Source organism: Vagococcus changpingensis (genome assembly GCF_058211775.1).
In genome coordinates this window covers 309,951-334,854 of record NZ_JBYVZB010000002.1, presented here as the reverse complement: position 1 = coordinate 334,854, position 24,904 = coordinate 309,951, and the positions used below count along the sequence as shown (strand labels likewise).

Annotated in this window: 30 protein-coding genes; 10 read left to right on the top strand and 20 right to left on the bottom strand. The window is 33.9% G+C overall.

What is annotated here, in order from left to right; genetic code table 11:
• Positions 1-4: 4 nt before the first annotated feature.
• Positions 5-1,144, top strand: coding sequence for an NAD(P)/FAD-dependent oxidoreductase (locus AC37UB_RS06055; RefSeq protein WP_490685450.1), 1,140 nt, complete (start codon positions 5-7; stop codon positions 1,142-1,144).
• Entirely contained in the window at positions 1,145-1,300 is a 156-nt protein-coding gene (locus tag AC37UB_RS06050; protein WP_199500886.1) for an SPJ_0845 family protein, read from the top strand. It abuts the gene before it with no gap.
• Positions 1,301-1,331: 31 nt separating this feature from the next.
• Here AC37UB_RS06050 and AC37UB_RS06045 read toward each other — a convergent pair whose 3' ends face one another.
• The gene (locus AC37UB_RS06045) at positions 1,332-1,613 is read right to left on the bottom strand and encodes a glycine cleavage system H family protein (protein WP_117972665.1); all 282 of its coding nucleotides are present in this window, start codon (positions 1,611-1,613) and stop codon (positions 1,332-1,334) included.
• A gap of 16 nt (positions 1,614-1,629) precedes the next feature.
• Positions 1,630-1,986 (bottom strand): arsenate reductase family protein, encoded by a 357-nt coding sequence (locus tag AC37UB_RS06040; protein WP_117972664.1) that lies wholly within the window; start codon positions 1,984-1,986, stop codon positions 1,630-1,632.
• 158 nt (positions 1,987-2,144) lie between these two features.
• On the opposite strand from AC37UB_RS06040, the gene AC37UB_RS06035 reads away from it, so the two are divergent.
• Positions 2,145-2,798 (top strand): metal-dependent transcriptional regulator, encoded by a 654-nt coding sequence (locus tag AC37UB_RS06035; protein WP_117972663.1) that lies wholly within the window; start codon positions 2,145-2,147, stop codon positions 2,796-2,798.
• Positions 2,799-2,834: 36 nt separating this feature from the next.
• Here AC37UB_RS06035 and AC37UB_RS06030 read toward each other — a convergent pair whose 3' ends face one another.
• The 5 genes from AC37UB_RS06030 to obgE form a co-directional block, all read right to left on the bottom strand.
• Positions 2,835-4,010 (bottom strand): FtsW/RodA/SpoVE family cell cycle protein, encoded by a 1,176-nt coding sequence (locus AC37UB_RS06030; protein WP_241699347.1) that lies wholly within the window; start codon positions 4,008-4,010, stop codon positions 2,835-2,837.
• Positions 4,011-4,014: 4 nt separating this feature from the next.
• Entirely contained in the window at positions 4,015-4,443 is a 429-nt protein-coding gene (locus AC37UB_RS06025) for a LapA family protein (RefSeq protein WP_117972661.1), read from the bottom strand.
• Between the two features lie 17 nt (positions 4,444-4,460).
• On the bottom strand, positions 4,461-5,258 hold the full coding sequence (locus AC37UB_RS06020; protein WP_256463836.1) for an SDR family NAD(P)-dependent oxidoreductase: 798 nt from the start codon (positions 5,256-5,258) through the stop codon (positions 4,461-4,463).
• Positions 5,259-5,273: 15 nt separating this feature from the next.
• Positions 5,274-6,203, bottom strand: a complete 930-nt coding sequence (gene rnz / locus AC37UB_RS06015; protein ID WP_117972660.1) for a ribonuclease Z — start codon at positions 6,201-6,203, stop codon at positions 5,274-5,276.
• A gap of 117 nt (positions 6,204-6,320) precedes the next feature.
• On the bottom strand, positions 6,321-7,637 hold the full coding sequence (gene obgE / locus AC37UB_RS06010) for a GTPase ObgE (RefSeq protein WP_117972659.1): 1,317 nt from the start codon (positions 7,635-7,637) through the stop codon (positions 6,321-6,323).
• Positions 7,638-7,942: 305 nt separating this feature from the next.
• Between obgE and AC37UB_RS06005 the strand changes: the two genes are divergently transcribed.
• From AC37UB_RS06005 to fni, 5 genes are all read left to right on the top strand, one after another.
• Entirely contained in the window at positions 7,943-8,704 is a 762-nt protein-coding gene (locus tag AC37UB_RS06005; protein ID WP_490685449.1) for a peptidylprolyl isomerase, read from the top strand.
• A gap of 586 nt (positions 8,705-9,290) precedes the next feature.
• Positions 9,291-10,241: a mevalonate kinase gene (gene mvk, locus AC37UB_RS06000; protein WP_117972657.1), complete on the top strand. Its 951-nt coding sequence runs from the start codon at positions 9,291-9,293 to the stop codon at positions 10,239-10,241.
• Entirely contained in the window at positions 10,235-11,236 is a 1,002-nt protein-coding gene (mvaD, locus tag AC37UB_RS05995; RefSeq protein ID WP_199500891.1) for a diphosphomevalonate decarboxylase, read from the top strand. Before mvk ends, mvaD begins: the two co-directional genes overlap by 7 nt.
• A gap of 13 nt (positions 11,237-11,249) precedes the next feature.
• The gene (locus AC37UB_RS05990) at positions 11,250-12,359 is read left to right on the top strand and encodes a phosphomevalonate kinase (RefSeq protein ID WP_241699346.1); all 1,110 of its coding nucleotides are present in this window, start codon (positions 11,250-11,252) and stop codon (positions 12,357-12,359) included.
• A 6-nt stretch (positions 12,360-12,365) separates the two neighbouring features.
• On the top strand, positions 12,366-13,406 hold the full coding sequence (fni, locus tag AC37UB_RS05985; protein ID WP_242094228.1) for a type 2 isopentenyl-diphosphate Delta-isomerase: 1,041 nt from the start codon (positions 12,366-12,368) through the stop codon (positions 13,404-13,406).
• A gap of 34 nt (positions 13,407-13,440) precedes the next feature.
• Here the strand turns inward: fni and AC37UB_RS05980 are convergent, their stop codons facing one another.
• The 12 genes from AC37UB_RS05980 to AC37UB_RS05925 all read right to left on the bottom strand — a co-directional run bounded on the left by AC37UB_RS05980 (position 13,441) and on the right by AC37UB_RS05925 (position 22,277).
• Positions 13,441-13,776 carry a DsrE family protein gene (locus AC37UB_RS05980; RefSeq protein ID WP_242094226.1) on the bottom strand — a complete coding sequence of 112 codons (336 nt, stop codon included), beginning with the start codon at positions 13,774-13,776 and terminating at the stop codon, positions 13,441-13,443.
• 1 nt (position 13,777) lies between these two features.
• Entirely contained in the window at positions 13,778-14,971 is a 1,194-nt protein-coding gene (locus AC37UB_RS05975) for a nucleotidyltransferase (RefSeq protein WP_490685448.1), read from the bottom strand.
• A gap of 53 nt (positions 14,972-15,024) precedes the next feature.
• Positions 15,025-15,765, bottom strand: coding sequence for a class I SAM-dependent DNA methyltransferase (locus AC37UB_RS05970; protein ID WP_490685447.1), 741 nt, complete (start codon positions 15,763-15,765; stop codon positions 15,025-15,027).
• Positions 15,765-16,106: a ribosome silencing factor gene (gene rsfS / locus AC37UB_RS05965; protein WP_233519168.1), complete on the bottom strand. Its 342-nt coding sequence runs from the start codon at positions 16,104-16,106 to the stop codon at positions 15,765-15,767. Before rsfS ends, AC37UB_RS05970 begins: the two co-directional genes overlap by 1 nt.
• A gap of 27 nt (positions 16,107-16,133) precedes the next feature.
• Positions 16,134-16,733, bottom strand: a complete 600-nt coding sequence (gene yqeK / locus AC37UB_RS05960; RefSeq protein WP_490685446.1) for a bis(5'-nucleosyl)-tetraphosphatase (symmetrical) YqeK — start codon at positions 16,731-16,733, stop codon at positions 16,134-16,136.
• Positions 16,723-17,361 carry a nicotinate-nucleotide adenylyltransferase gene (locus AC37UB_RS05955; protein ID WP_117972648.1) on the bottom strand — a complete coding sequence of 213 codons (639 nt, stop codon included), beginning with the start codon at positions 17,359-17,361 and terminating at the stop codon, positions 16,723-16,725. Before AC37UB_RS05955 ends, yqeK begins: the two co-directional genes overlap by 11 nt.
• Before the next feature lie 10 nt (positions 17,362-17,371).
• On the bottom strand, positions 17,372-17,683 hold the full coding sequence (yhbY, locus tag AC37UB_RS05950) for a ribosome assembly RNA-binding protein YhbY (protein ID WP_071457264.1): 312 nt from the start codon (positions 17,681-17,683) through the stop codon (positions 17,372-17,374).
• A gap of 20 nt (positions 17,684-17,703) precedes the next feature.
• Complete coding sequence (gene yqeH, locus AC37UB_RS05945; RefSeq protein ID WP_490685445.1) at positions 17,704-18,813, bottom strand: ribosome biogenesis GTPase YqeH; 1,110 nt, start codon at positions 18,811-18,813, stop codon at positions 17,704-17,706.
• Positions 18,806-19,336 (bottom strand): YqeG family HAD IIIA-type phosphatase, encoded by a 531-nt coding sequence (locus AC37UB_RS05940; protein WP_490685444.1) that lies wholly within the window; start codon positions 19,334-19,336, stop codon positions 18,806-18,808. The genes yqeH and AC37UB_RS05940 overlap by 8 nt, the downstream gene beginning before the upstream one ends.
• Before the next feature lie 194 nt (positions 19,337-19,530).
• Complete coding sequence (locus AC37UB_RS05935) at positions 19,531-20,013, bottom strand: PTS sugar transporter subunit IIA (protein ID WP_241699341.1); 483 nt, start codon at positions 20,011-20,013, stop codon at positions 19,531-19,533.
• Between the two features lie 55 nt (positions 20,014-20,068).
• Positions 20,069-21,574 carry a PTS transporter subunit EIIC gene (locus tag AC37UB_RS05930; protein WP_241699340.1) on the bottom strand — a complete coding sequence of 502 codons (1,506 nt, stop codon included), beginning with the start codon at positions 21,572-21,574 and terminating at the stop codon, positions 20,069-20,071.
• 1 nt (position 21,575) lies between these two features.
• Positions 21,576-22,277: an N-acetylmannosamine-6-phosphate 2-epimerase gene (locus AC37UB_RS05925; protein ID WP_079347626.1), complete on the bottom strand. Its 702-nt coding sequence runs from the start codon at positions 22,275-22,277 to the stop codon at positions 21,576-21,578.
• A 146-nt stretch (positions 22,278-22,423) separates the two neighbouring features.
• Between AC37UB_RS05925 and AC37UB_RS05920 the strand changes: the two genes are divergently transcribed.
• Together AC37UB_RS05920 and AC37UB_RS05915 are read left to right on the top strand one after the other, a co-directional pair.
• On the top strand, positions 22,424-23,242 hold the full coding sequence (locus AC37UB_RS05920; protein WP_117972642.1) for a MurR/RpiR family transcriptional regulator: 819 nt from the start codon (positions 22,424-22,426) through the stop codon (positions 23,240-23,242).
• Positions 23,243-23,310: 68 nt separating this feature from the next.
• Positions 23,311-23,604 carry a bacteriocin immunity family protein gene (locus AC37UB_RS05915; protein ID WP_071457271.1) on the top strand — a complete coding sequence of 98 codons (294 nt, stop codon included), beginning with the start codon at positions 23,311-23,313 and terminating at the stop codon, positions 23,602-23,604.
• Between the two features lie 43 nt (positions 23,605-23,647).
• Here AC37UB_RS05915 and purD read toward each other — a convergent pair whose 3' ends face one another.
• Entirely contained in the window at positions 23,648-24,901 is a 1,254-nt protein-coding gene (gene purD / locus AC37UB_RS05910) for a phosphoribosylamine--glycine ligase (protein WP_241699338.1), read from the bottom strand.
• Between the last annotated feature and the right edge of the window lie 3 nt (positions 24,902-24,904).

The window sequence follows — 24,904 nt, the reverse complement described above, 5'->3', positions numbered from 1 at the left end:
TAATATGTCATTAAAACATAAAGTAGGAATTATAGGTGGCGGTATTGTTGGTTCAACTGCCGCCTTTTATTTATCTCAGGAACCAACTATTGATGTCACCTTGTTTGATGATGGAACTGGTCAAGCCAGCTCAGCTGCTGCCGGTATCATTTCACCTTGGTTATCACAAAGAAGAAATAAGGAGTGGTACTTTCTAGCTAAAGAAGGGGCTAAGTTTTACACTCGGTACATGTCAGATTTATCAGATTTTTTAGATACAACAAAAATCTATCATAAAACTGGAACGTTACTTTATAAAAAAACGCCTAAACTTCTTGATAAATTAGAATCAATGGCTCACAAACGTTTAGTAGATGCTCCAGAAATTGGCGATATCTCTCATCTATCAGACAAAGAAATCAACCAATTGTACCCATTTATCACATCAACAGATGATGCCTTATTTATTACAGGTGGTGCTAAAATTGATGGAGAACAACTAATCAATGGGATTCATTCTATTTTAAAAGAAAGTGATCAGTTAATAAAAACGAGCGTATCCAAGATAGAATATATGAATCATCAATGGAACGTCCATACTAAACATGACATTTTGATGTTTGATTCATTAATTTTAAGTGTTGGAGCATGGTTACCTCATTTGTTAGAACCATTTCACTATCATGTTGATATTAGACCACAAAAAGGACAACTCATTGAAGTACAATCTAATCTTTCTACAGCAGATTTACCTGTTATCATGCCTGTTGGAGAATCTGATATCATCCCTTTTTATGATGGAAACATATTAATTGGTGCTACTCATGAAAATGATGAAGGATTTGACTTAACACCCGATTATACACAATTAGAGCATCTAAAACTGGTGGCAAGTGATACTATTAATTCTTTAGTTGAATTACCTATCACACGACACAGAGTGGGAACTCGTGCTTACACATCAGATTTTTTACCATTTTTTGGCGAAGTAAAAGGCCTTAAAAACTTGTGGGTTGCCAGTGGCTTAGGGTCTTCTGGTTTGACAACTGGACCAATAATTGGTAAAACATTGGTAGACTGGTTATTAAAGAAAGAAACAAATTTTGACAGGTATAAAGCTCAACCCAATCACTATATCAAACCTATAACCTGGGAGGAATTATAAATGGGATTAACATTTAAACGAAAAGACTCACTTGAAAAGATGTTTGAAGAATTTGCAATAGAACCAAAAGAGGATAAAAAAGATAAACCTGAAAAAGAAAAAACAACCGTTAATTTTTCAGTCAAGCCATCCCCTACTGATAAGGACAGAAAATAAAAAAGAATCCACACATTATGTGGGTTCTTTTCTATTTAATAATACATAGCCAAGCATCTTTTTCATCAAGTAACTTAGGATTTTTTTCAGCTTCTTCGTTAATGGATACAATAGTACCTGAAACAGGTGAATCATATTCAACAACTGCTTTTTCAGCTTCTAATTCAACGATAGGATCGCCTATTTTTATCTCTTTACCTACTTTTGGCAACATCACAAATGTGATACTTCCTAAATCGTCTTGAGCTGTAGAAGTTAAGCCAACCATTTTCCCCTTCTCAACGTCTTTAACCCATAATGTTTCTTCTGACATATTAACACTTCCTTATTTAGTTTAACAATAATGACTCATAATCTGTTTCTTTAAAGCCTAATAACACTTTATCTCCTACTTCTAAAATAGGTCGCTTAATCAACATACCGTCAGCAGTTAAACGTGTTGCAGCCTCTTCTTTAGAAAAATCATTTACAATTTCTTTTAAATGTTGTTCTCTATAACGTACACCACTTGTATTAAAAAAACGACGAATTGGATAGTCATTTGTCTCCATCCAATGAATTAATTGTTCTTTTGTAGGTGGTGATTCAATCATATCTATTAAGTTATACTCAATATTATGTTCATCTAACCAAGCTATCGCTTTTTTACAAGTTGAACATTTAGGATACCAATAAAAAGTTGTCATTTTCTCACCTTCACTTCTTTATTTAATACGTTTATAGTATAGCATATCAATTATTAAAAAAAAGATTCATTTTTTCTTTTTTCTAATATAATTTTAAATTTTATGATAGAATAAATTAGTTAATATATTTTAGCAATTATTTTGTAGGAGGGACAAGCATGTCAAGATCTTCCAATAAAGAAGACTATTTAAAAGCAATTTATGAAAATAATGGAATTGACGAATTTGTTTCAAACAAGACACTCTCCCAACATCTTCATGTATCCCCAGCATCTGTTAGTGAAATGGTTGAAAAACTGCAGAAAGATGGCTTGATTGAGTATAAACCTTATACTGGTGCTAAATTAACTTTAGAAGGATTAAATCAAACAATTATCATCATTCGAAATCATCGTATCATCGAAACATTCTTATATGATAAATTGGGATACTCTTTATATGATTTACACCATTTATCTGAAGAATTAGAACATGTCAAAGACTCTGTCTTTTTTGATAGACTCTATGACTATCTAGGTAACCCAACAAATTGTCCCCATGGTGGTATTATCCCAACAGAAGAAAATTACCGCGAACAAGCGATTATTCCCTTAACTGAATTTAAAATTGGCGATATGCCAATTATTGGACGAGTGATGGATGATGTATCTGTCTTAACTTATCTGGATAGTATCAACTTATCTATTGGTGATACCATCACTATTTTAGATATCGATGACTTCAATGAATTAATTATATTTAAGATTAATAAAAATGACTCACAACATCATATTAGTAATAAACAAGCCAATATTATTTTTTCAACAAATTAAGCTACAAAAACAAGCTAACATAGTTATTAAACTACGCTAGCTTGTTTTTTTCGATGAATAATGATATCTCATATTCATAACTAAGCCCACACCAATCATATTACTGACTAAAGCTGAACCACCCTGACTAATAAAAGGTAAAGGAATTCCAGTTAAGGGAAGCAAACCAATATTTGCTCCAATATTCTCAAAAACATGGAAAAGAATCAACATCACCACACCAGCTGTCACATAAGAAAAGAATACATTTTTTGTTTCAAAACAGGCATGAATCATTCGATAAATCAGTAGTAAGTATAAAAGAATCACGAAAATACTACCCACAAAACCAAAATTTTCCGCAATTACTGAAAAAATCATATCAGATGATCTAACAGGAACATAAACATCAGATACATTGAATCCTTTACCAAAAAAGCCACCAGTCGCTATAGCTAATAATGCTTGAACTTGTTGATAGGATTGACCTGTCGGATCAAAAAATGGATTAATCCATGCATCAATTCTAGCAAACTGATAAGATTTAAATCCCAATCTGTACAAAAATTGACGACCATTTTCTGTTGTCACTAAAAAAATCAGTGTGACACCTAATACTAAAAAGATTCCCACAACGGATAATACAATTTTCCACGAAATACCAGAAACTAAAAATATACCTCCTAATATAGCCAAAAATACTAACATCGTTCCAAAATCATTTTGTAGATTAAGTAATATAGCAATAGGCAAGGTAACCAACAACATCTTACCTATTAATAATCCATCCGTTTTCATATCTCGTTTTCCAAATTCTTGATTATGCCTTGTCACGACGTATGATAGCATTAATATATATAATATTTTGACTAGTTCTGCTGGTTGAAACGTTAATGGTCCAAATCGAAACCAATTTTTCGATCCTGTTTCTATAGCAAGAGCTGCATCATAAAAAAACAGTAGCGCAATCATTAATATAATCCCTATAATATAGGCATATGGTATTAATTTCCAAATGGTATCCGGTTTAATCACCATTGTGACATATAAAGCAATTCCCCCAATGGCATACCATAAAATTTGCTGCATCATTTTTTTTATGGCCTCAGCAGAAGAATACTCCCCACTAATAGCAACATACATTGACATTAACCCAATAATACTTAATAAAAAAACTGGCAATAAGATTCGATAATCAACCTGATGTAACTCCCTTTTTTCTACTCGTAACATACTATCAATCCTTCTTTGTTACTTCAACAATTTCAGGTTCTTCTTCAGGAGTTGACGTAGTTGTTGAACTAGACATCATTTGGTTGACTAACTTGTGTCTTAAATCAGAAATCTCAAGCTGACTTTCTTTTAACTTTTGCTCTAATTCAACTCGTTGTTGGTTGTCATCCCCTTCTAATTGAGTATTTTTTGAATCAACTAATTGTTGATTTAATTCTTTCACTAAACGATTTTTCTTCCAGATAGTACCTATAGTGCCTATTAAAGCGATTAATGCTCCAATGATGACTGAAGTAATAATGATTAATACTAATGGTACCCTTTGTTTAGTAAAGATAAAATTAATCGCAATAGGTTGAGCATTAATCACAGCAAATAACACGACGACAAACAATAGTAATAATATCACAATCGTTTTAGTTGTATTTTTCATTTTATTTATGTCACTCCTTATTTTTTATTAAATAATCCCCCAGTTAAAAAGTCACCCACTCTTGGAAATAACGTGTAACCAATACTGCCAACTTCCATCATCCATGGTGTATTAATTTCACGTCTATTACTACCAATCGTATTAACAACCTTCTTAGCTAATCGCTCAGGTTCTGTAACAAACGCTGAAACTTGTTTTAAATAGTCACCTGTTGGATCTGCTGTATCGAAAAAATTCGTTCTCATCGGTCCAGGATTAACGGTTAACACTTTAATACCAAATGGTTTTAATTCTAATCTTAGTGCATTGGACCATCCAATCACAGCAAATTTTGTTGCCGCATACACGCTAGATTTCGGTGTTGCCATTTTTCCTGCTTGTGATGCGATATTAATGATATGACCTTTTTTATTTTCAGCCATCATCACAGCTACTTTTTGCGTTAAAGTCATTAATCCTAAAATATTAACTGAAAACATCATATCTATCTCTTCTTGACTTGTCTCTAAAAATGGTTTAAAAATACCAACCCCTGCATTATTAACTAATACATCAATAGGTAGCTCATTTTCTTCAATAAATGTCATTAATTGTTCTACACTATTATAATCAGAAATATCCAATGACTGAATCAATACTTTCCCCGTTGTCATAGCTTGAGATATACTTGCCACTTTTTTTAATTTTTCCATATTTCTAGCACATAATATTAAAGAGGCATTTTTTTTTGCCGCCTCATAAGCAATCATTTCACCCAGTCCACTAGATGCTCCTGTGATTAATACATAGTTATTTTTCAATGTTTTTACTGTCAATTTGACTCCTCCTTTTTATTTTGTTAAAGGAATATCAAACACATCAAAATCTTTTACAATTGTAGAAGATTTAAACACAGTCTGTGCTTCATGTTGTAATTCAAGTGCCTGTCTTCCTAAGTATCGTGCACTAATATGCGTTAAATACAATTGCTTAACGTTTGCTTTCTTAGCTACTGTTGCTGCTTGTAAACTGGTGGAATGATAATAATTTCTCGCTAACTTACCTTCTGAGGCACTAAATGTGCTCTCATGTACTAAACAATCCGCTTGTTCGGCTAATGTGTAGCAATTAGGATGTGTTCTAGTATCACCTAATATCGTCACAATACGACCTTTGATATTAGGGCCTAAATAATCTTTTCCATTAATTATTCGTCCATCAGGTAGAGTCACTATGTCACCGTCTTTTATTTTTTTATAAATCGGTCCTGGCATAATTTGCTCTTCACGTAATTTTTGAACATTTAATTCACCAGGATAATCTTTTTCTACTATTCTGTAACCAAAACATTCAATCCGGTGATCCAAATAATCACAATACACACTAAAGGTTTTATCATCAAAAATAAGCCCTGATTTATCTATTTCAATAAATTTAATAGGGTATTTTAAATGTGTATCAGAAATCCTAAGAGTTAATTCAATATAGTCTTTGATTCCTTTTGGCCCATATATTTCAAGTTGGTCTGACCCTCCTTGAAATGAACGACTACTAATAAGCCCTGGTAATCCTAAGATATGATCCCCGTGTAAATGCGTCACAAATATTTTAGCGATTTTTCGAGGACGAATGGTCGTGTGCAGTATTTGCTGCTGTGTTCCTTCCCCACAATCAAATAACCAAACTTCATTTCTTTCATCTAATAACTTTAAAGCAATGCTAGTCACATTACGTTGCTTGGCAGGTACTCCTGCACCTGTTCCTAAAAATTGTAATTCCATTTTTCCCCTGCTTTTCTTTCATTCTTTTTAATTATAACAACTATTGTATCAATTTTTACAGAGTATCGCACCTTAAAAAATAAAAAAATGAGAAAGAATAACTCTTTCTCATTTTGATTAATCCACAAATTCAAACACAAAATCTTTGATACGAACTAAATCACCGTCTTTTGCTCCCATCGTTCTAAGTGTTTCGTCTACACCCATTCCACGTAATTGACGAGCAAATTTCATGGTACTTTCTTCTCTATCAAAGTTTGTCATAACAAATAATTTTTCAAGTTTATCACCTGATAAGACCCATGTCGCATCATCTTCACGAGATACCACAAATTCAGGTTCATCTTCTGTAAAGGTATAGTTAACCACATCATCCTCTTCTTCATCTTCAAAATAAAGAGGAAATTCTGGTGTTACTTCCAATAAATCAGCCGTTGCATTTAACAATGGCGCAACACCTTGTTGTGTGACACCTGAAATTGGGAATATTTTAATATCATCTTCCCATTCATCTGTTTTCAACTCTGCTAATTTTTCTTTAAAAATGGCTAAATTTTCTTCTGAATCTGGCATATCCATTTTATTAGCCACAATTAATTGTGGCCTTTCCATCAAACGTAAATCATAAGATTCTAGCTCTTTATTAATCAATAAGTAATCTTCAAATGGATCTCGCCCTTCCATTCCACTCATATCAACCACATGTAAAATAACGCGTGTTCGCTCAATATGGCGTAAGAATTGCGTTCCAAGTCCTACTCCTTCAGAAGCTCCTTCGATTAATCCTGGTAAATCAGCCATAACAAAACTGCGTCCATCACTTGTTGTGACCATTCCTAAATTAGGAACAATCGTTGTAAAATGGTACGCGCCAATTTTGGGTCTAGCTTTTGATACAATAGATAACAACGTTGATTTTCCAACTGAAGGAAACCCAACAAGACCAACATCAGCTAAAACTTTTAATTCTAACTCGATTTTTCTTTCTTGTCCTGGTTCACCATTTTCTGATATTTCCGGTGCAGGATTTCTTGGTGTCGCAAATCGAATATTTCCGCGACCACCACGACCGCCTTTAGCCACTAAAAGTGTTTGCCCCTTGACTAGTAAATCACCCAAAATTTGACCTGTCTCAACGTCCCTTACAACCGTTCCTGGTGGGACACTGACATAAGTATCTTCTGCTCCTCTACCATGCATCCCTTTACTCATCCCATGTTCCCCTGGATGTGCTTTAAAGTGACGATTGTATCTAAAATCCATTAAAGTTCGTAATCCTTCATCTACTTGAAATATAATACTTCCACCACGACCACCATCTCCACCAGCTGGTCCTCCATCTGGAACATATTTCTCTCGTCTAAATGCCACCATTCCGTCTCCACCATTACCGGCTTTCACATCAATTGTGACTTGATCTAAAAACATGGACATGTTAGTCCACCTCTTTTCTATTAAAATCTCTTTTCTATTGTATCGGTTCATTTTTTGTTTGTCTACAAAGTTCATCAATTCTTCACTTTGCTTTCCTACTATTGAACCTAGTTCCATACTATAGAATATAGGCTTTTATTCATTAACGCAACTAAAACAAAAAAATTACATAAAAATTGTTGATGAAACTGTTTTTATTTTTAATATAATTACTTTTATACCTCCTTTTGTAATTGGCAAGAGTTTTAAAGTCTGTTACTATTATGAGGAGGTTATAAATTAAATAACATACGGAGGCTTTATTAATGAAAAATAATAAATGGCTAATTGCTTCAACAACTCTTCTTTTATCTTTGGCTCTCTTTTCCGCTTGTGGTAATAACGATTCAGCAAAAAAAGAAACTGCAACAAGTAAAACAGAACAATCAACAGCTGTTTCAAGTACAGCAACTTCAGAATCAGTAGATATTAATTCTTTAGAGCTACCACAATTATCAACTGAGGTAGCAAAAGATGAAGACTTGGTTGAAATGGTGACAACAGAAGGCTCAATCAAAATTAAATTATTCCCTAAAATTGCTCCTAAAGCTGTGGAAAACTTTATGACACACGCAAAAGATGGGTACTATGATGGGTTAATTTTCCATCGTGTTATAAATGATTTCATGATTCAAGGTGGCGATCCTGAAGGAAACGGAACAGGTGGAGCAAGTATTTGGAATAAACCATTTGAAGATGAATTCTCAAATCAATTGTACAACTTAAGAGGTGCTCTATCTATGGCAAACTCTGGTGCAAATACAAATGGGAGTCAATTCTTTATCGTTCAAAATAGTGATGACATGTCTGATGGATTATTAGCAGAAGATGTTCCAACTAAAATTATCGACGCTTATAAAAAAGGTGGCGCACCTCACTTAGATGGAAGACATACTGTGTTTGGACAAGTTATTGAAGGCATGGATGTTGTCGATAAAATCGCTAAAGCAGAAAAAGACGAAAATAACAAACCTAAAAAAGATATCAAGATTGAAAAAATCAATATTCTTCAAGAAGCAACTGAATAATTAAAACATTCTACTAGCTGATAGATAACAGTTAGTAGAATGTTTTATGCTTTATTTAAAAAGTAAAGCTCTGATAAACTCGATAAAACAGACCATAAAACCATTAACAATGTTAACACGATATTAAAAGATTCCCCCACGAAGGTAATATGCCTATCAGTAGAATTTAAAACAATACCATATTTATGGTAAAGGCAACTGATAATGGTATACTGGAAATTTTTTGTGAAGCCAATCTATCATAGAAACATTTTTTACAGCATATGTACCTAACAAAGTAATTGGAAAAGATAATATACTAACAAGTACGTAACTACTAGTATCAACCATTCCAGGGGATTGAATCAATCATACTTTTATTCATATAACCTCCTCCATTTTATTAATTAAAACTTTTTCAATTGTTCATTGTCTAATATAAAAAAACATATAACTATGATTCGTTCATTAAACATTTTTTTCTAAAAATAATATAAGAATTTATAAAATATTGGCTAGTTTTAGTTGTTATATAGTCATTTATTGTATTATGCTAAGAGAGATTCATTTTTTATGAAACATGTCACGTTATAAAAGGAGTTTGTACATGGTACCAAAACAAACTGGAATGGGGCAATCACATGGAAAAATTATCTTGCTAGGAGAACATGCAGTAGTTTATAATTATCCGTCGATTGCTATACCTTTTCCTAAAACATCTATCCAAACAATCGTAGAAAAAGCGACATCTCATCAAACTATCTCTTGTGACTTTTATACTGGATTACTTGATGATATGCCAGAGTTATTAGATAGCTTAAAAGAAGCGATTCACCTAAGTCTGAAGACATTAAATCAAGAAACTTATCCTTTATCTATCACTATAAAGAGCACCATTCCTGCTGAACGCGGTATGGGATCAAGTGCTGCAGTTGCTGTGGCGACTGTTAGAGGGATTTTTGATTATTTTGATACTGAATTAACACAATCAAAACTACTCGAACTGGTCAACACATCTGAAAAAATCGCTCATGGTAACCCAAGTGGGTTAGATGCCCTAATGACAAGTTCCTCTTCACCTTATTATTTTATTAAAGGACAAGAAGAGGTTCCTTTAAATATGGTTTTAGAAGCTTACTTAGTCGTTGCCGATACTGGTGAAACTGGACAAACAAAAGAGGCTGTTGAAAGTATTAACCAAAAGCTACAACAAAAAAATTCTCTACATTATCAATTTTTAATCAGCTCTCTTGGTGACTTACCAAAAAAAGGAAAAGTTGCATTAGAGACTAATCAAGCAACAATTTTAGGTAATTATATGACACAAGCTCACAATATCTTAAAAGAGTTAGATGTATCTAGCGAAAAATTAGACAAACTTGTTGAAGAATCCCTAAGTCATGGCGCTCTTGGGGCAAAATTAACCGGTGGCGGTCGTGGTGGATGTATGATAGCATTAGCGATGGATAAAAAATCGGCTCATGAAATTGCTCAAGCTTTAGAAGTTCATGGAGCAAAACAAACATGGGTTTATGAAATGAGTGAACAACTATTATGAGACAAATTGGACGCTGTCGTGCCCATACAAATATAGCCTTAATTAAATATTGGGGTAAAAGAAATAGTGATCTTTTTTTACCAATGAATAGTAGTCTATCTTTAACCTTAGATGCTTTTTATACTGATACCTCTGTTACTCTTGATTCTAATCTTGAAACGGATGAATTTTTCCTAAATGGAATAAAACAAAATAAAGACGAAACAAAAAAAATTAGCCGCTTTCTTGATTTATTTCGTCAAACAGCAAACAGAGATGTACATGCTAAAATTGAAAGCTACAATCATGTACCAACTGCTGCAGGTCTTGCTTCTTCTGCTTCAGCTTTTGCTGCCCTTGCTGGTGCTGCAAATACTGCTTGGCAACTTAATTTAGACAAACAAACCCTCTCTACTTACGCTCGTCGTGGAAGTGGAAGTTCAACTAGAAGTATCTACGGTGGTTTAGTTGAATGGAACATGGGAGAAGGAGATATATCTGAATCCAGTTACGCAATCGAAATTGATGACGCATCATGGGACATCGGAATGATTGTCATTGCGATTAACAAGCATAAAAAGAAATTATCAAGCCGTGTTGGTATGAAACTAACAGTCGATACCTCACCATTTTACCCAGTATGGGTAACTGAAGCGAAAAAGGATTTAATCGCTATGAAAGAGGCTATCAAACAAAAAGATTTTATCACGCTAGGAGAAATCACCGAATCAAATGGGATGAAAATGCATGCAACAATGCTTGGAGCAACTCCTCCTATTTCATACTGGGAACCTGATAGTGTTAAAGCAATTAATAAAGTGAAAGAAATTCGTAACAATGGTATCCCTTGTTATGTTACAATGGACGCTGGACCGAATGTAAAAGTATTATGTAGGCAATCACAAATGTCTGACATATTAGATAAATTAAAAGAAAGTTTTACAAATGATCAGTTAATTTGTTCCGCTGTTGGAGAAGGAATTAAACAATTAACTGATACAGAATGGAGTTACTAAAGGGGAGATTTTTTTGATTAAAGCAAGTGCACCAGGGAAATTGTACATAGCTGGTGAATATGCTGTACTAGAACCTGGAAACCCTGCGCTAATCGTTGCATTAGATCAATTTATTACTGTAACGCTAAAAAAAGCAGATACACAAGGAAGCATTTGTTCATCTTATTCAAATGGTATTTCCATTCCGTGGACAAGAAAAAATGGAAAATTTTACATGGATGAGCGCGATAATCCTTTTTCTTACATTGCTAGCTCTGTAATGATTGTTGAATCGTATTTAAAAGAACTAGGATTACCATTAAAATATTTTGATTTAACGATTGAAAGTGAATTAGATAATAAAGATGGACGAAAATATGGGCTTGGTTCAAGTGGTGCGGTTACTATTGCTACTATTAAAGCCATGTTACAATTTTATGATATTAACTATAACGCAGAATTACTTTATAAATTAGCAGCAATTACTCATCTTTCATTGCACAGTAACGGATCATTTGGAGACCTAGCTGCCAGTTCATTTGAAGGATGGGTTGCTTACTCATGCTTTGAAAAAGATTGGGTATTAAACCACCTAGAAAATAAGTCACTTACTTTGGTAGAGTTATTAAAAAAACCATGGCCAAAACTAATGATTGAACCACTTGAAGCCCCAACGAATTTAGATTTGTATATTGGTTGGACAGGAACACCAGCTTCAACGACGTTACTTGTTGACACAATGAACGATGAGCAACATGAAATGAACGGTTTTTACCGAGACTTTTTAGAAAAAAGTGCAAAATGTGTCAAAGATTTAATTAAAGCTTTCAAAGACGGAAACATTGAATCATTCCAAGAAGGTATTCGTTTGAATCGCTCTCTTCTCACATCATTAGCACAAAAAAGTGGAGTTGATATTGAAACTGAAGCCTTATTAAACTTGTGTCAAAGTGCAGAAGAATTTGGTGGAGCTGCTAAATCTTCTGGTGCTGGTGGTGGTGATTGCGGCATTGTTTTATTTAAAAAAGAAGATAATGCTTCTTCAATACTGAAAAAATGGGAAGAACATGGTATTACAAATTTACCACTAAAAGTTTACCGTACTCCTAATACCACACATCAAGCCATTGTATCGGAGGTTTAATGTTCTATGACAACCTCTTGGAATCGTAAAGATCAACATATTCATTATGCTGAGATGCAATACAACCAATCCAAATCTAATGGCTTAGATGGTGTAAGATTTGTTCATCAATCTTTCTCTGAAATTAGCGTGAAGGATGTATCCTTACACACCAATTTGGGTACTTTAAAATTGACTGTTCCCTTTTTTATTAATGCTATGACTGGTGGTAGTGATAAAGCAACTATCATCAATAAAAACTTAGCCTATGTGGCTCGTGAAACAAATGTAGCTATGGCTGTGGGTTCTATCAGTATTGCCTTAAATGACACGACACAGCAAGAATCTTTTAAAATTGTCAGAAAAACAAACCCTAATGGTGTTATATTTGCCAATCTAGGTGCCCATCACTCTGTTGAAAATGCTAAAAGAGCCGTTGATTTGATTGAAGCAAATGCTTTACAACTTCATTTAAATACACCACAAGAACTCGTTATGCCAGAGGGTGATCGTGACTTTTCGAGTTGGCTAAAAAATATTGAATCAATTGTTAATAGACTTAATGTCCCTGTGATTGTTAAAGAAGTTGGATTTGGTATGTCTAAAGAAACGATTCAACAACTAATTGATGTTGGGGTAACCATCATCGACGTGGCAGGAAAAGGTGGCACCAACTTTATTGAAATCGAAAATCAACGACGAGAACTGAAAGAATATTCTTATTTATATGATTGGGGACAAACAACTGCTGAATCGCTACTAGAAGCTAGAAAATTTTCATCACAAGCAGCGATTGTTGCCTCCGGTGGTATAAAAACACCACTTGATATGTTAAAAAGCTTTGGATTAGGCGCGGTAGCAACTGGATTATCTGGTGAATTTCTACATCTTATTTTAACAAAAGGAACGGATGAAACGATTCAGCAAATTGAACGTTTCAAAGCAGAATTAACACACTTAATGGTTTTAGTCGGAGCACAATCAATTTCGACTATAAAAGATCAACCACTTGTTTTAGATAGTCATCTAACAAATTGGTGTTATCAACGACATCTACCAATAAATTAAAAAAAGTGTAGCACACCTTTATCTAACAGGTAGGCTACACTTTTATATAGGCAAATTTTTGTTGCTGTAACTCAACTAAGCGAAACACACCTGAGGGAACTATTTTTATCTTTGTTAAAAAATCACTCTCTTTTATTCCTTGATTTACCATGGCTTTCTGACAACTTGAAAAAGTAACATGGTCCGTTTGGATAAAATGTTCTATCTTTTGACATATAGACCCATTGAGGTATCCCTTTATAGCTGGACCATTTGCTACCACTTCGACCTTAATCTCTTGCTCATCTTGACCCATTTCTAAAAAATTTTTAACATTTGCTAAACAAGTTATCCACATTGACTCATCATGAATATGAAAAACCACTCTCATGTTAACACTCCTCTCTTAAATAAATGGGTGAGCGATAATAATCTTGCTCACTGGCAATATCTTTTTCAATTAACTGATAAATCTGACCAGCGCGTATATCTAAAGACAATTGACGTTCATTTTTTTGGCTAATTTTAGTAATAATTGGTAGTTCGCTCATATTTTTTTCTTGTTTTAGATACTGCCTACCTGTTTCATTAAAACTAAGTACTCTAAGATAGGAGTGAGTCCAAACTTGCTCGATTTCTTCTTGTGTCACATTTAATAATAAGTATGTTGCTAAACGTTGTAACCTTGTCCATGTGTACCGTTTCGTTTTAACAAGAGACATAAAATCTGAAAAACTAGCCGCTTTTTTTACCAATTCTTTCAATCGATACTCAATTCCTTCACTTAGTTGATAAGTATCAGATAATTCTTCAAAAGAGTGAGTTAACAAGTGATACTTTAATAATGGCCAATAATCCTCCCAAGAATGTAAGTTATTATTTTTTAAAAACTCACGTGTTTCACTTGGTACTGTATGAGAAATACTTGTCATATCTTTTTCTAAAACACGTTGCCTGATAGCTGTTGCACTAGAAAACTCTTGTGACTTTATGGTTTCATCATGATAACCGGAACCTTGTCTAGTAATAGGAATGAGTGACATCGGGTTATTATACCTTGCATTTTCTTTGGCATAAGCAATCCCTAAAATATGATTTGGTGATGAGAAATCAAGCGGAACTTGTTGTAATAACTCCCTATAAATCTGTGTCATTTGTTGCGGATAACTCTGTCCATTATTTTTTATTTCTTGGTATCGTTGATTAATAAGTTCCTCTTTTTCTACATATGTTTGACCAAATAATTCATAATCCATTGACTGTGTTAAATCTGTTCCAAAGCAAAGAGACTCCACGTTTAAACTATGAAGCAACTTAACACCACCTTTTGCAAAGTAATCTGCTGACTGTACCGCATAAGCAAAAGGCAACTCTATAACTAAATCAGCTCCATTATGTAGGGCTGTTTCGGCTCTTTGCCATTTATCTATGATAGCTGGTTCTCCTCGTTGCAAAAAATTACCACTCATGACTGCCACTAACACATCTGCTTCTGACTTTTTCCTTGCTTCTTTCAAATGGTAGATATGTCCATTATGAAATGGGTTATACTCTACAATAACACCACAACTTGTTAACCTCATCAAACTACTCCCAACGTATTAAAATAGCTCAGAGAACGAGTCTCTAAGCTACATAATTATTTTTGACAAATGAAAAACCAACGTGTACTTTCGTCATTTGGTTCATTATCTGTAAAATCAGCGACGACTTTAATATCAGTAAACCCTGATTTAGAAAGCATTTTTTCATATGTTTCGATTGAATAAGTACGTTCTTCATGCAGTTCATCATAACGTTTAAAGATGTCCTCTTCTTCTGTTTCTTTTACAAAAAATGTCAAAAAGTGTTCAATGCTATACGGTACATCTCCTGGATAACTTTCCCATAAAAAGGCAAATTCATCCGTTTGATAATGATAACTATATTCTGGAAATTCGTGTTCTATTTTAAAAATAGAATGAACATCAAATAAAAATATCCCACCTGATTTCAACGCACGATTTACTTCATTAAAAACAGTCTGAACTGCTTCTTCATCTGGCATGTAACACAATGAATCTGAATAACACGTTACCACATCATATTGGTTCGTTTTCTTCAAATCTAGCATATCTCCAACTTCAAAAGATAACAATTCATCAGCTTCTGTTGTTCGTTCTTTCGCTAATTCAATCATCTCTTCAGACAAATCTAGTCCTGTTACCTGATGACCAATATTGGCTAATTCAACCGATAATATGCCTGTCCCACACGCAAGTTCTAAAATATTTTTTTGTGACTCTCCAATATGACGCGTTGTAAAATCCAACCAATCTTCATATAATGTTTCGTCCATGACCTCATCATAAATCTTAGCGAACGTTTTATAAATTGTCATTAACTAACTACCATATGATCGATATTAACAAGTGGTGCATCTGACCATAATTTTTCTAGATTATAAAATTCACGTTCTTCTCCGTAAAAAATATGTGCAATGACATCACCTAAATCAATTAAAATCCAACGAGCTGACTCTTTTCCTTCAACACGTCTAACATCAACCTCATGTTTATATGCTTCGTCAATAATTTCTTTTGCAATCGCTAATACTTGCTTGTCACTATTTCCATGACAAACTACGAAATAATCTGCTAACAGAGACACCTTTGATACATCTAAACCAACGATATCCTCTGCACGTTTATCATCTGCTGCCTTTACTACTAATTCTAAAATCTGCTCACTATTAATAATAAATCCCTCCTAATGACTTACAACCCAATAATTGTATGTTTCTAATGTTTTTGGGTATATTTTCTTTTTACTTTTTAATAAATAAGTTAAGGTGTGATATGTCTCATATGAAACAGCTTCATCTAAACTTCTTTCTGCACTTTCTCTTGCCTCGACAACACCAGGAAAATCACGACTATCCTCAATATAATCTGCCACATAAATCACCTTAGCCAAATCACTCATCTCTTTAGCACCAGTCGTATGTATCGTGATCGCATCAAGAATCTCTTGATCAGTAATACCTAATTCTATTTTCACCAGATAAGCACCTAGTATGCCGTGCCATATCGCATTTCCATACTCCAATAATTCACGAGAAAAACCTTCGTTTTGAATGATATCGATCATCTCTTCATCAGGTCTTTCCTTTGCGTAATCATGAGTTAACGCTGCAATACTTGCTTTTTCTTTATCAATTTGATAGTTATTCGCTAATTCCAATGCTTTTTTTTCTACTCGTAACACATGCTGAAATCGTTTATCAGACATTTGTTCAGATACTTTTTGCATTAAGTCTTCACGAGTTAAATCAGTATATTGTTTGCTATAAACTAACTCAGTTGTCATGGCGATACAAATCCTTTTTTTGTATATAGTCAATCACGTTATCAGGTACCAAATACTTAATTGGGCATCCTCTTTGAATATTTTGTCGTATCAAAGACGAGCTGATATCCATCATTGGAGAATCGACCCAGATTAATGGGTAATCAGATGTTTGTGGAAAACCACTCCGTTTAATCGCAACAAATTGAATCATCTTCATTAACTCATCAATTTTATACCATTTTGGTAAGTAGTCAACCATATCTCCACCTATAACAAAATAATAATCCGTATTTGGATTTTTTGCAATTAAAGACTCCATCGTATCAAACGTATAACTTTTTCCTTCACGATATACTTCTTCTAATTCAACCTTAAGATGAGGATTTGATTTTGTCGCTAATTCTAACATTGCAACTCGGTGGCTTGCATCAATCACTGTTTTTTTGTCAACATGCGGTGGTTGATAAGTTGGCATGAGATAAAACTCATCTAAAGCTAGTTGGGCATACACCTGTTCTGCCATCACCAAATGCCCTAGATGAACTGGATTAAACCCTCCACCTAAAATCCCAACTCGTTTTCTTGGCTCATTAATCATTTCCGTTTTTTCGTGTACGATTGTATGGTTATCTATATGAGTTGACATAGCTCTACTCCTACATTTTTCTGACAAGAGGTGATAATTTTTGGTATTTTTCTTTTGAGGAAGGTCTAAATAGAACTATAATGCGTCCAATTATTTGAACAGCCGCACAATCGAGTTCTTCTTCCATGCGCCAAGCAACGTCTTGAATATCTTCATCAGTATTTTGTAATAACGTAATTTTAATCAATTCACGTCTTTCTAGAATATCATCTACCTGATCATATACTGTATCAGTTAAACCATTCTTACCAATTTGTACGATTGGATCTAAATGATGTGCCTGACTTCTTAAAAATCGTTTTTGTTTTCCACGTAATTCCATATATGTTTTATCCCTCTTTCTTAAATCAAGGCTTTTCTGATGATAACATCAACGCCCTTTGGTGCCCATCCTGCAATGACACATGGTTTTGGTATAGTAACCCAACCAAGTCCAGCAAATACTAAATCTGTCTTTTCTTTTATAGAGAATTCAAACCGAACAAGCTCTGGAAATTCTTCTACTTCGTCTTCTCTAGGTGGTTGTAACAATCCACCGACATGTTTTTCATAAAATTCACTTGCCGTTGCAAGCTTTGTCCGATGAAGAACTAGTTCATTTGAAACATAAACAATAAATCCCATTTTTTCACCTTGAATCACATCAAAACGAGCTAATCCTCCTAAAAAGAGTGTTTGCCCATCATTTAATTGATACACTTTTGGCTTGATTTCTTTAGTTGGTGACACTAATCGTAAATCTTTTTTTCCAAGATAATGCGCCATCTGATGACGATGAATGATTCCAGGTGTATCAATTAAACAACTACCATCTTCAAATGGAATTTCTATCAAATCAAGTGTCGTTCCAGGAAATTGAGACGTTGTAATAACATTATCAACACCTGCTGATTGTCTAATAATTTCATTGATTAATGTTGATTTACCAACATTTGTTACACCTACTATATACACATCTCTACCATCACGATACTTATCAATCAACTCAAGTAAATCACTTATATCTTGCTTACGTTTAGCACTAGTCAACGTCACATCTATTGGTCGTAAACCAGCTTCGTGAGAGCGTTCCTTCATCCATTGAATTAAGCGTGGTTTTTTAAGTGATTTAGGTAAAATATCCGCTTTATTTCCAACTAAAAGAACAGGATTATCACCGACGAATCGATGTAAACCTGGAATTAAACTTCCATTAAAATCAAAAATATCCACAACATTGACAATTAATGCATCCGCATCACCTATTTTATTTAACAAAGCTAGAAAATCACCATCTGATAAATCCACATCTTGAATCTCATTATAATGTCTTAAACGAAAACATCTTTGACAATATAACTCACCAGATTCCATTCCTTTGTCTAAAGCAGATTGAGGTGTATAACCTATTTTATCGGCATCTTCAGTTTGTATAGTTGAGCCACACCCTATACATTTTAGTTCATCAGTCATTTAATGACGTCCTCCATTTCATATCTGGATGTTTTTTTACTAAATAAGACATGATCTTCGTTTCCATCGCACGATTAAATTGGGTGTTCCAAGCGTCGGTTTCAACAATCGGTTTTACTAATATAGTACGAATACCCGCACTATTAGCTCCTTTAATATCCGTCATCAACTGGTCACCAATCATCACTAGATGTTTATTTGGTAAATTATAGCGTCTTTTAACTTCCTTAAATCCTTTATTAAAAGGTTTCATCGCTCGTGACACATAATCAAGACCTAATGAATTAACAGCTCGTTCAATTCGTGATGCTTTATTATTAGACACGACAATTACTGGAATATTAGCTGCTTTCATATTTTTAATCCATTCCAATAACTCAGGCGTTCCATCAGGATTATTCCAAGCAATTAAAGTGTTGTCTAAGTCAGTCAACACTGCATCAATCCCTTTTGATTTCAATTGCGCAGGCGTAATATTGTAAATTTTATCTACCATCCATGTCGGTTTATATTGATTAAACATAGTTTCTTCCTTTCAAAAAAAATAGAGGCTCCTAGGCACTCTACGTCAATTCTTATTATACGCTATTTTTAATGATATTTCATCCGTTACGACTAATTAATTTCTATCGAAAAAAAAAAGAAGTCTATAATAAAAAAAACACTAAAAGTCAGAATGATTCACTTAACTCTTAGTGTGTCAGATATACCATTTATTTATTTTAAAATTAGCTTGCCTATTTGATTTGTTGAAACAACTTGCTTTAACGTGTCCATTTCCATTAATTTAATTTTTTCGGCATAATTTGGAAAAACAACGATAATATCTATATGTTTACTTGCTGATTTTAGTTTATCTAAATCGATAGTTGCTAATAACGTCTCTGAAGATACATTATCTCCTTCCTGAACATGGATAGTAAATGGTTCTCCATTTAATTCAACCGTATCAACCCCCATATGAATTAAACACTCTAAGCCATCATTTGTTTCCAATGTGATAGCATGTTTCGTTGGAAAAACAGACATTACCTTTCCATCTATAGGTGATGACACATTACCATCTGTTGGTAACACTGCAAAACCATCTCCCATCATTTTTTGAGAGAACATCGCATCAGACACATTAGCTAATTCAATCAATTGTCCTGTTGCTACTGCATATATTGATTTTTCTTTCTTTTTAAACATCTTAAACATTTAAAACACCTCACATAATTAAGATTAGATTAATTCATTTATTCGACTAAAAAATTTACTCATCCAACCCTAAAATTTGATTAATTTCTTGACTTAACAAATCGGCTTTACCACCATATACAGCTTGAATTCCTCCTTGAACTTCAAATACTGCTGTTGCACCAAGAGTTTTAAATACATCTACTTGAACTTTTTGACTATCTTTCACTGATACTCTTAAACGTGTTGCACATGCTGTAACAGACTCAATATTTTCTTCTGTTCCCAACACTTCAATAATCTTCACAGCATCTTCATGCAATGTACTATTTTTATCCACTACATCAACTTCATTTAACGTACTACTTGCATCTTCCATTCCTGGAATGGCAACATGGAATTTTTTAATGCATACAGTGAATACTAAGTAGTATATAACTGCCCATAATAACCCTAAAGGAATGACTTTTATCCAATTTGTTTTATCTTCACCTTGAAGTAAACCAAATAATAAAAAGTCGATTAATCCACCAGAAAAAGAATTACCTATACGAATGTTTAAAATATCAGCAAAGTAAAAGGCTAATCCATCCAAAAATGCGTGAATGACGTATAACCATGGCGCAACAAATAAGAACATGTATTCAACTGGTTCTGTAATACCTGTCAAAAATGATGTCAAAGCTCCACTAAAATATAATCCGCCATTTTTTTCCCTATTAGCTTTCGGAATAGCACGATACATAGCATAACAGGCAGCAGGTAACCCAAACATCATTGTAATAAAACGACCAGCGAAGAATCTAGTTCCATAAGTAAATAGTCCTGTATGTTGAGGATCAGCTAACTGAGCGAAAAAGATATTTTGTGCACCTGAAATCGTTTGACCTGCCACAACTTCACTACCACCAAGAGAGGTATACCAAAACATTGGGTAAATTGTATGATGTAGTCCAACTGCACCAGTTAAACGTAATAAGAATCCATAGAAAAACGTTCCGATACTTCCCATATCAGCAATGTGATTTCCTGCGACAACTAACATATCTTGAATTGGTGGCCAAATAATATAGAAGAAACTACCTATAATAATTGCAGCAAATGATGAAACAATTGGAATAAACCTTGACCCACCAAAAAAACCTAAAAATTGTGGTAATTGAATTTTACGATATTTATTATGTAGCGTAGCAACAGTGACACCTATAACGATTGACCCAACAACCCCTGTATCAATCGTGGCACCTTCTGCTGAAAATAATTGTAATAACCCACTAATAGTTGCTGTATAAACTAGAAAGGCTACACCACCAGCTAATCCAGCGGTTCCTTTGTCTCCTTTAGCTAACCCAACAGAAATACCAATAGCAAAAATTAATGCTAGGTTAGCAAACACGGCATTTCCTGCTGAACTCATCACAGTCAATATCGTTTGTAACCAACCTTGATTTAAAAATGGATAGGCAGCCACAGCACTTTCATTTGTTAACGCACCGCCTAAACCAAGTAACAATCCTGCTACTGGTAAAATCGATATTGGTAACATAAATGCTCTACCCAATTGAGAAAATTTTTTAAACATATTAGTTTTCCTCCTTATTTAATTCGTTAATAAAACGAGTTGCTATCTCTTTTGGACGTGTAATTGCACCACCAACGACTAGGCCACTCACACCTAAATCCATGATACGTTTTGCTACTTCTGGTGTATGTATTTGTCCTTCAGCTATTACATTAGCTCCGCATTCAATCAATGATTTAATTAAATCATCATTTGGTACTACCATATCCTTACTTTCTTCTGTATAGCCACAAAGTGTTGTCCCAATAAAATCAATCCCTGCTTTATGGGCATTTATCCCCTCTTCTAATGTAGCGATATCTGCCATAAATAGTTGTTGTGGATATTTTTCTTTTATTTGTTTAATAAATTCATTAATCGTTAAGCCATCATGACGTTGTCTTAACGTACAGTCTAAAGCAATAACCTCTACACCTGTTTCTACTAATTCATCTACCTCTTTCATGGTTGCTGTGATAAAAGGTTTCTCAGGTAAGTAATCTCTCTTAATAATACCAATGACTGGCAAATCAACTTTTTCTTTAATCTGTTGAATATCTCTAACTGAATTTGCTCTGATTCCAACTGCTCCAGCTTCCTTTGCTGCTAAAGCCAATAAAGGCATTACACCACCTTCTTTAGTATATAGGGGTTCTCCCGGTAATGCTTGACAGGAAACAATTAAGCCTTTATGAATTTGCGATAAAAATTCTTCTTTCTTCATACTCCACTTCCGCTCCGTTTTTAATTAATTTCGGATTTATTCTCCAAAATTAACTTAGCATACGTTTTCATAAATGTAAATAGATTAGTCAATTTATTTTTTTTATCGTATACTTATAACAGTAACTATATTGACGGAGGGTTATTATGAGCTTTAAACAGCTATTGCAGGATCATTACGAAACATTAACTAAATCAGAGAAAAAAATTGCTGATTATATTACAACCACTAATGAAAAAATTATCCATTCTACAATGAGTGAAGTCAAACAAGAAACAGGTGTTGGAGACGCTACAATAATTAGATTTTGTCAAAAATTAGGATTTTCTGGCTTTACTGACTTAAAAATAGAAATTGCTAAAGAAGACTTCACCAACAAAAAAAAACAAAATAATTCGACCTTTTTCTACAGTGATTTTGCTACTAATTTGGCTCATACGTTAAAAATGACAGAAAAGATATTAGATAATCATGCTTTGGATACAGCCATTAATCTTCTAAGCTCGGCCAAAAACATTCATATTTTTGGCATGGGATCAAGCGGGAACACCGCCAATGATTTAGAATCTATGTTTTTAAGAGTTGGCCTTCAAGCTAATGCAAGTATTGATCCCCATTTACAAGCACAAATTGCCTCATTACTAACCAAAGAAGATTTGGTGATTGGATTATCTCTTTCTGGTAAGACTAAGGACACCTATGGCTCTTTAAAAATCGCGAAACAAAATCAAGCAACAATTATAGCCATTACAAATTATTTGTTATCACCAATCGCTCAATTAGCAGATGTTGTACTTCAAACAACTGTTGATGAATTTTTAGATGGTGGATCAATTGCCGGTAAAATGTCCCAATTATATATTTGTGATTTACTAATTAAAGGATATGAAATTAAATATAATGTTGATTCCCTTGAATTAAGAGAAAAAGTGCTACGTTCCATTATTGACAAACGTCTAGAATAATAACTTTTATTACTACACAGAGTAAAACATGTCGTAATATTATCATAAAAACGAAAAGAGGATATTTCATGCAAAAACAAATGTCTAACAAGGAGTTTATATGTTGTATTGATAAGCTGATACTTAAAGAAATTCCCAAAAATGAAAAAGCGATACTAACAAAAGCTAAAACAACTCTTGAGAATAACAGCTACTTACCACGTGTCGTTTCTGATTTAAGAGCGTCACTTACTCCATTAGCTGTAAGTGGACAGTTATCAAAAGAAACCGGTGAATTGTATCTGACTATCACAAATTATCCCTATACTAATAATAATTTGGGCGGCGGATTAATCAGTGTTTTTGGCAATAATTTAAAATAATAAAACAAGCTGACCAGGTTAAAATAGTCCTAGTCAGCTTGTTTTATTTTCCAATATCTGTTCGATAATAAAAATCAGTTAACTGTTGCTCAGATAACCAACCATATACTTTTTGTCTCGCTTCTTCGAGTGTTGCTCCACTACTTTCAGCCATAAATACTCGACCACCATTTGAGACAAGAGAATCATTTTTCTTTGCAACTCCTGCAAAGAAAAGGTTCACTTCTTTATTCGTTGTATCAATGTTTAAAGGTTTTCCTTTTTCATAACTATTTGGATATCCTTTTGCAGAGACAACAACCCCTAAGTCAAATCCAGTATTTTTCCAAGAAACTTCTAATGATTGACCATCCAAAATAGATTCGATTACTTCAACTAAATCTGTTTCTAATCTTTCAAGCAATACTTGTGTTTCAGGATCCCCAAAGCGAGCATTATACTCAATGACTTTCGGACCATCTTTTGTCAGGATTAATCCAGTATATAAAATCCCTTGGAAAGCTCTTCCTTCTTTTTTCATCGCATCTACTGTTGGGGAAACTATTTTTGATAGTGACGCTTGATACACTGAATCTGTCACATACGGCACAGGAGTATATACACCCATTCCACCAGTATTTGGTCCTTTGTCTCCATCAAAAATTGCTTTGTGATCTTTCGCTGCAACCATTGGGTACACAAAAGAGTCTCCCACAAATGACAATAAAGAAAATTCCTTACCAACTAAAAATTCTTCAATCACAATTTTAGGTTCTTCACTATCAAAAACATTATTTAATAAATTATCATCAACAGCTTGTGTTGCTTCTTCAATGGTTTGGGCAATCACAACACCTTTACCTGCAGCTAATCCATCTGCTTTGATGACAATCGGTAATTCCTGTGTTGATAAATAGGCAATTGCATCATCTCTATCAGTAAATGTTTCATAATTTGCCGTTGGAATATCATATTTGGCCATTAGTCGTTTTGCAAAATCTTTTGAACCTTCAATAATGGCTGCATTTTTTTTAGGTCCAAACGCTTTTATCCCTTTTGTCTCTAGAAAATCAACTAATCCATCTATTAAAGGCACTTCAGGTCCGACAAATACCCAACTAATCTCTTTATCCTGACAAAATGATGCAATAAATTCTTGATCACTTTCGTTTCCATCTACTAACTGAATCCCATCTATGACCATTCCTGCATTTCCCGGTAAACAATAGACTGTTTCAACTAGTGGACTTTGTAATAATTTTTTACCAATCGCATGCTCGCGTCCACCACTACCAATTACCAATAGTTTTCTTTTCATCAA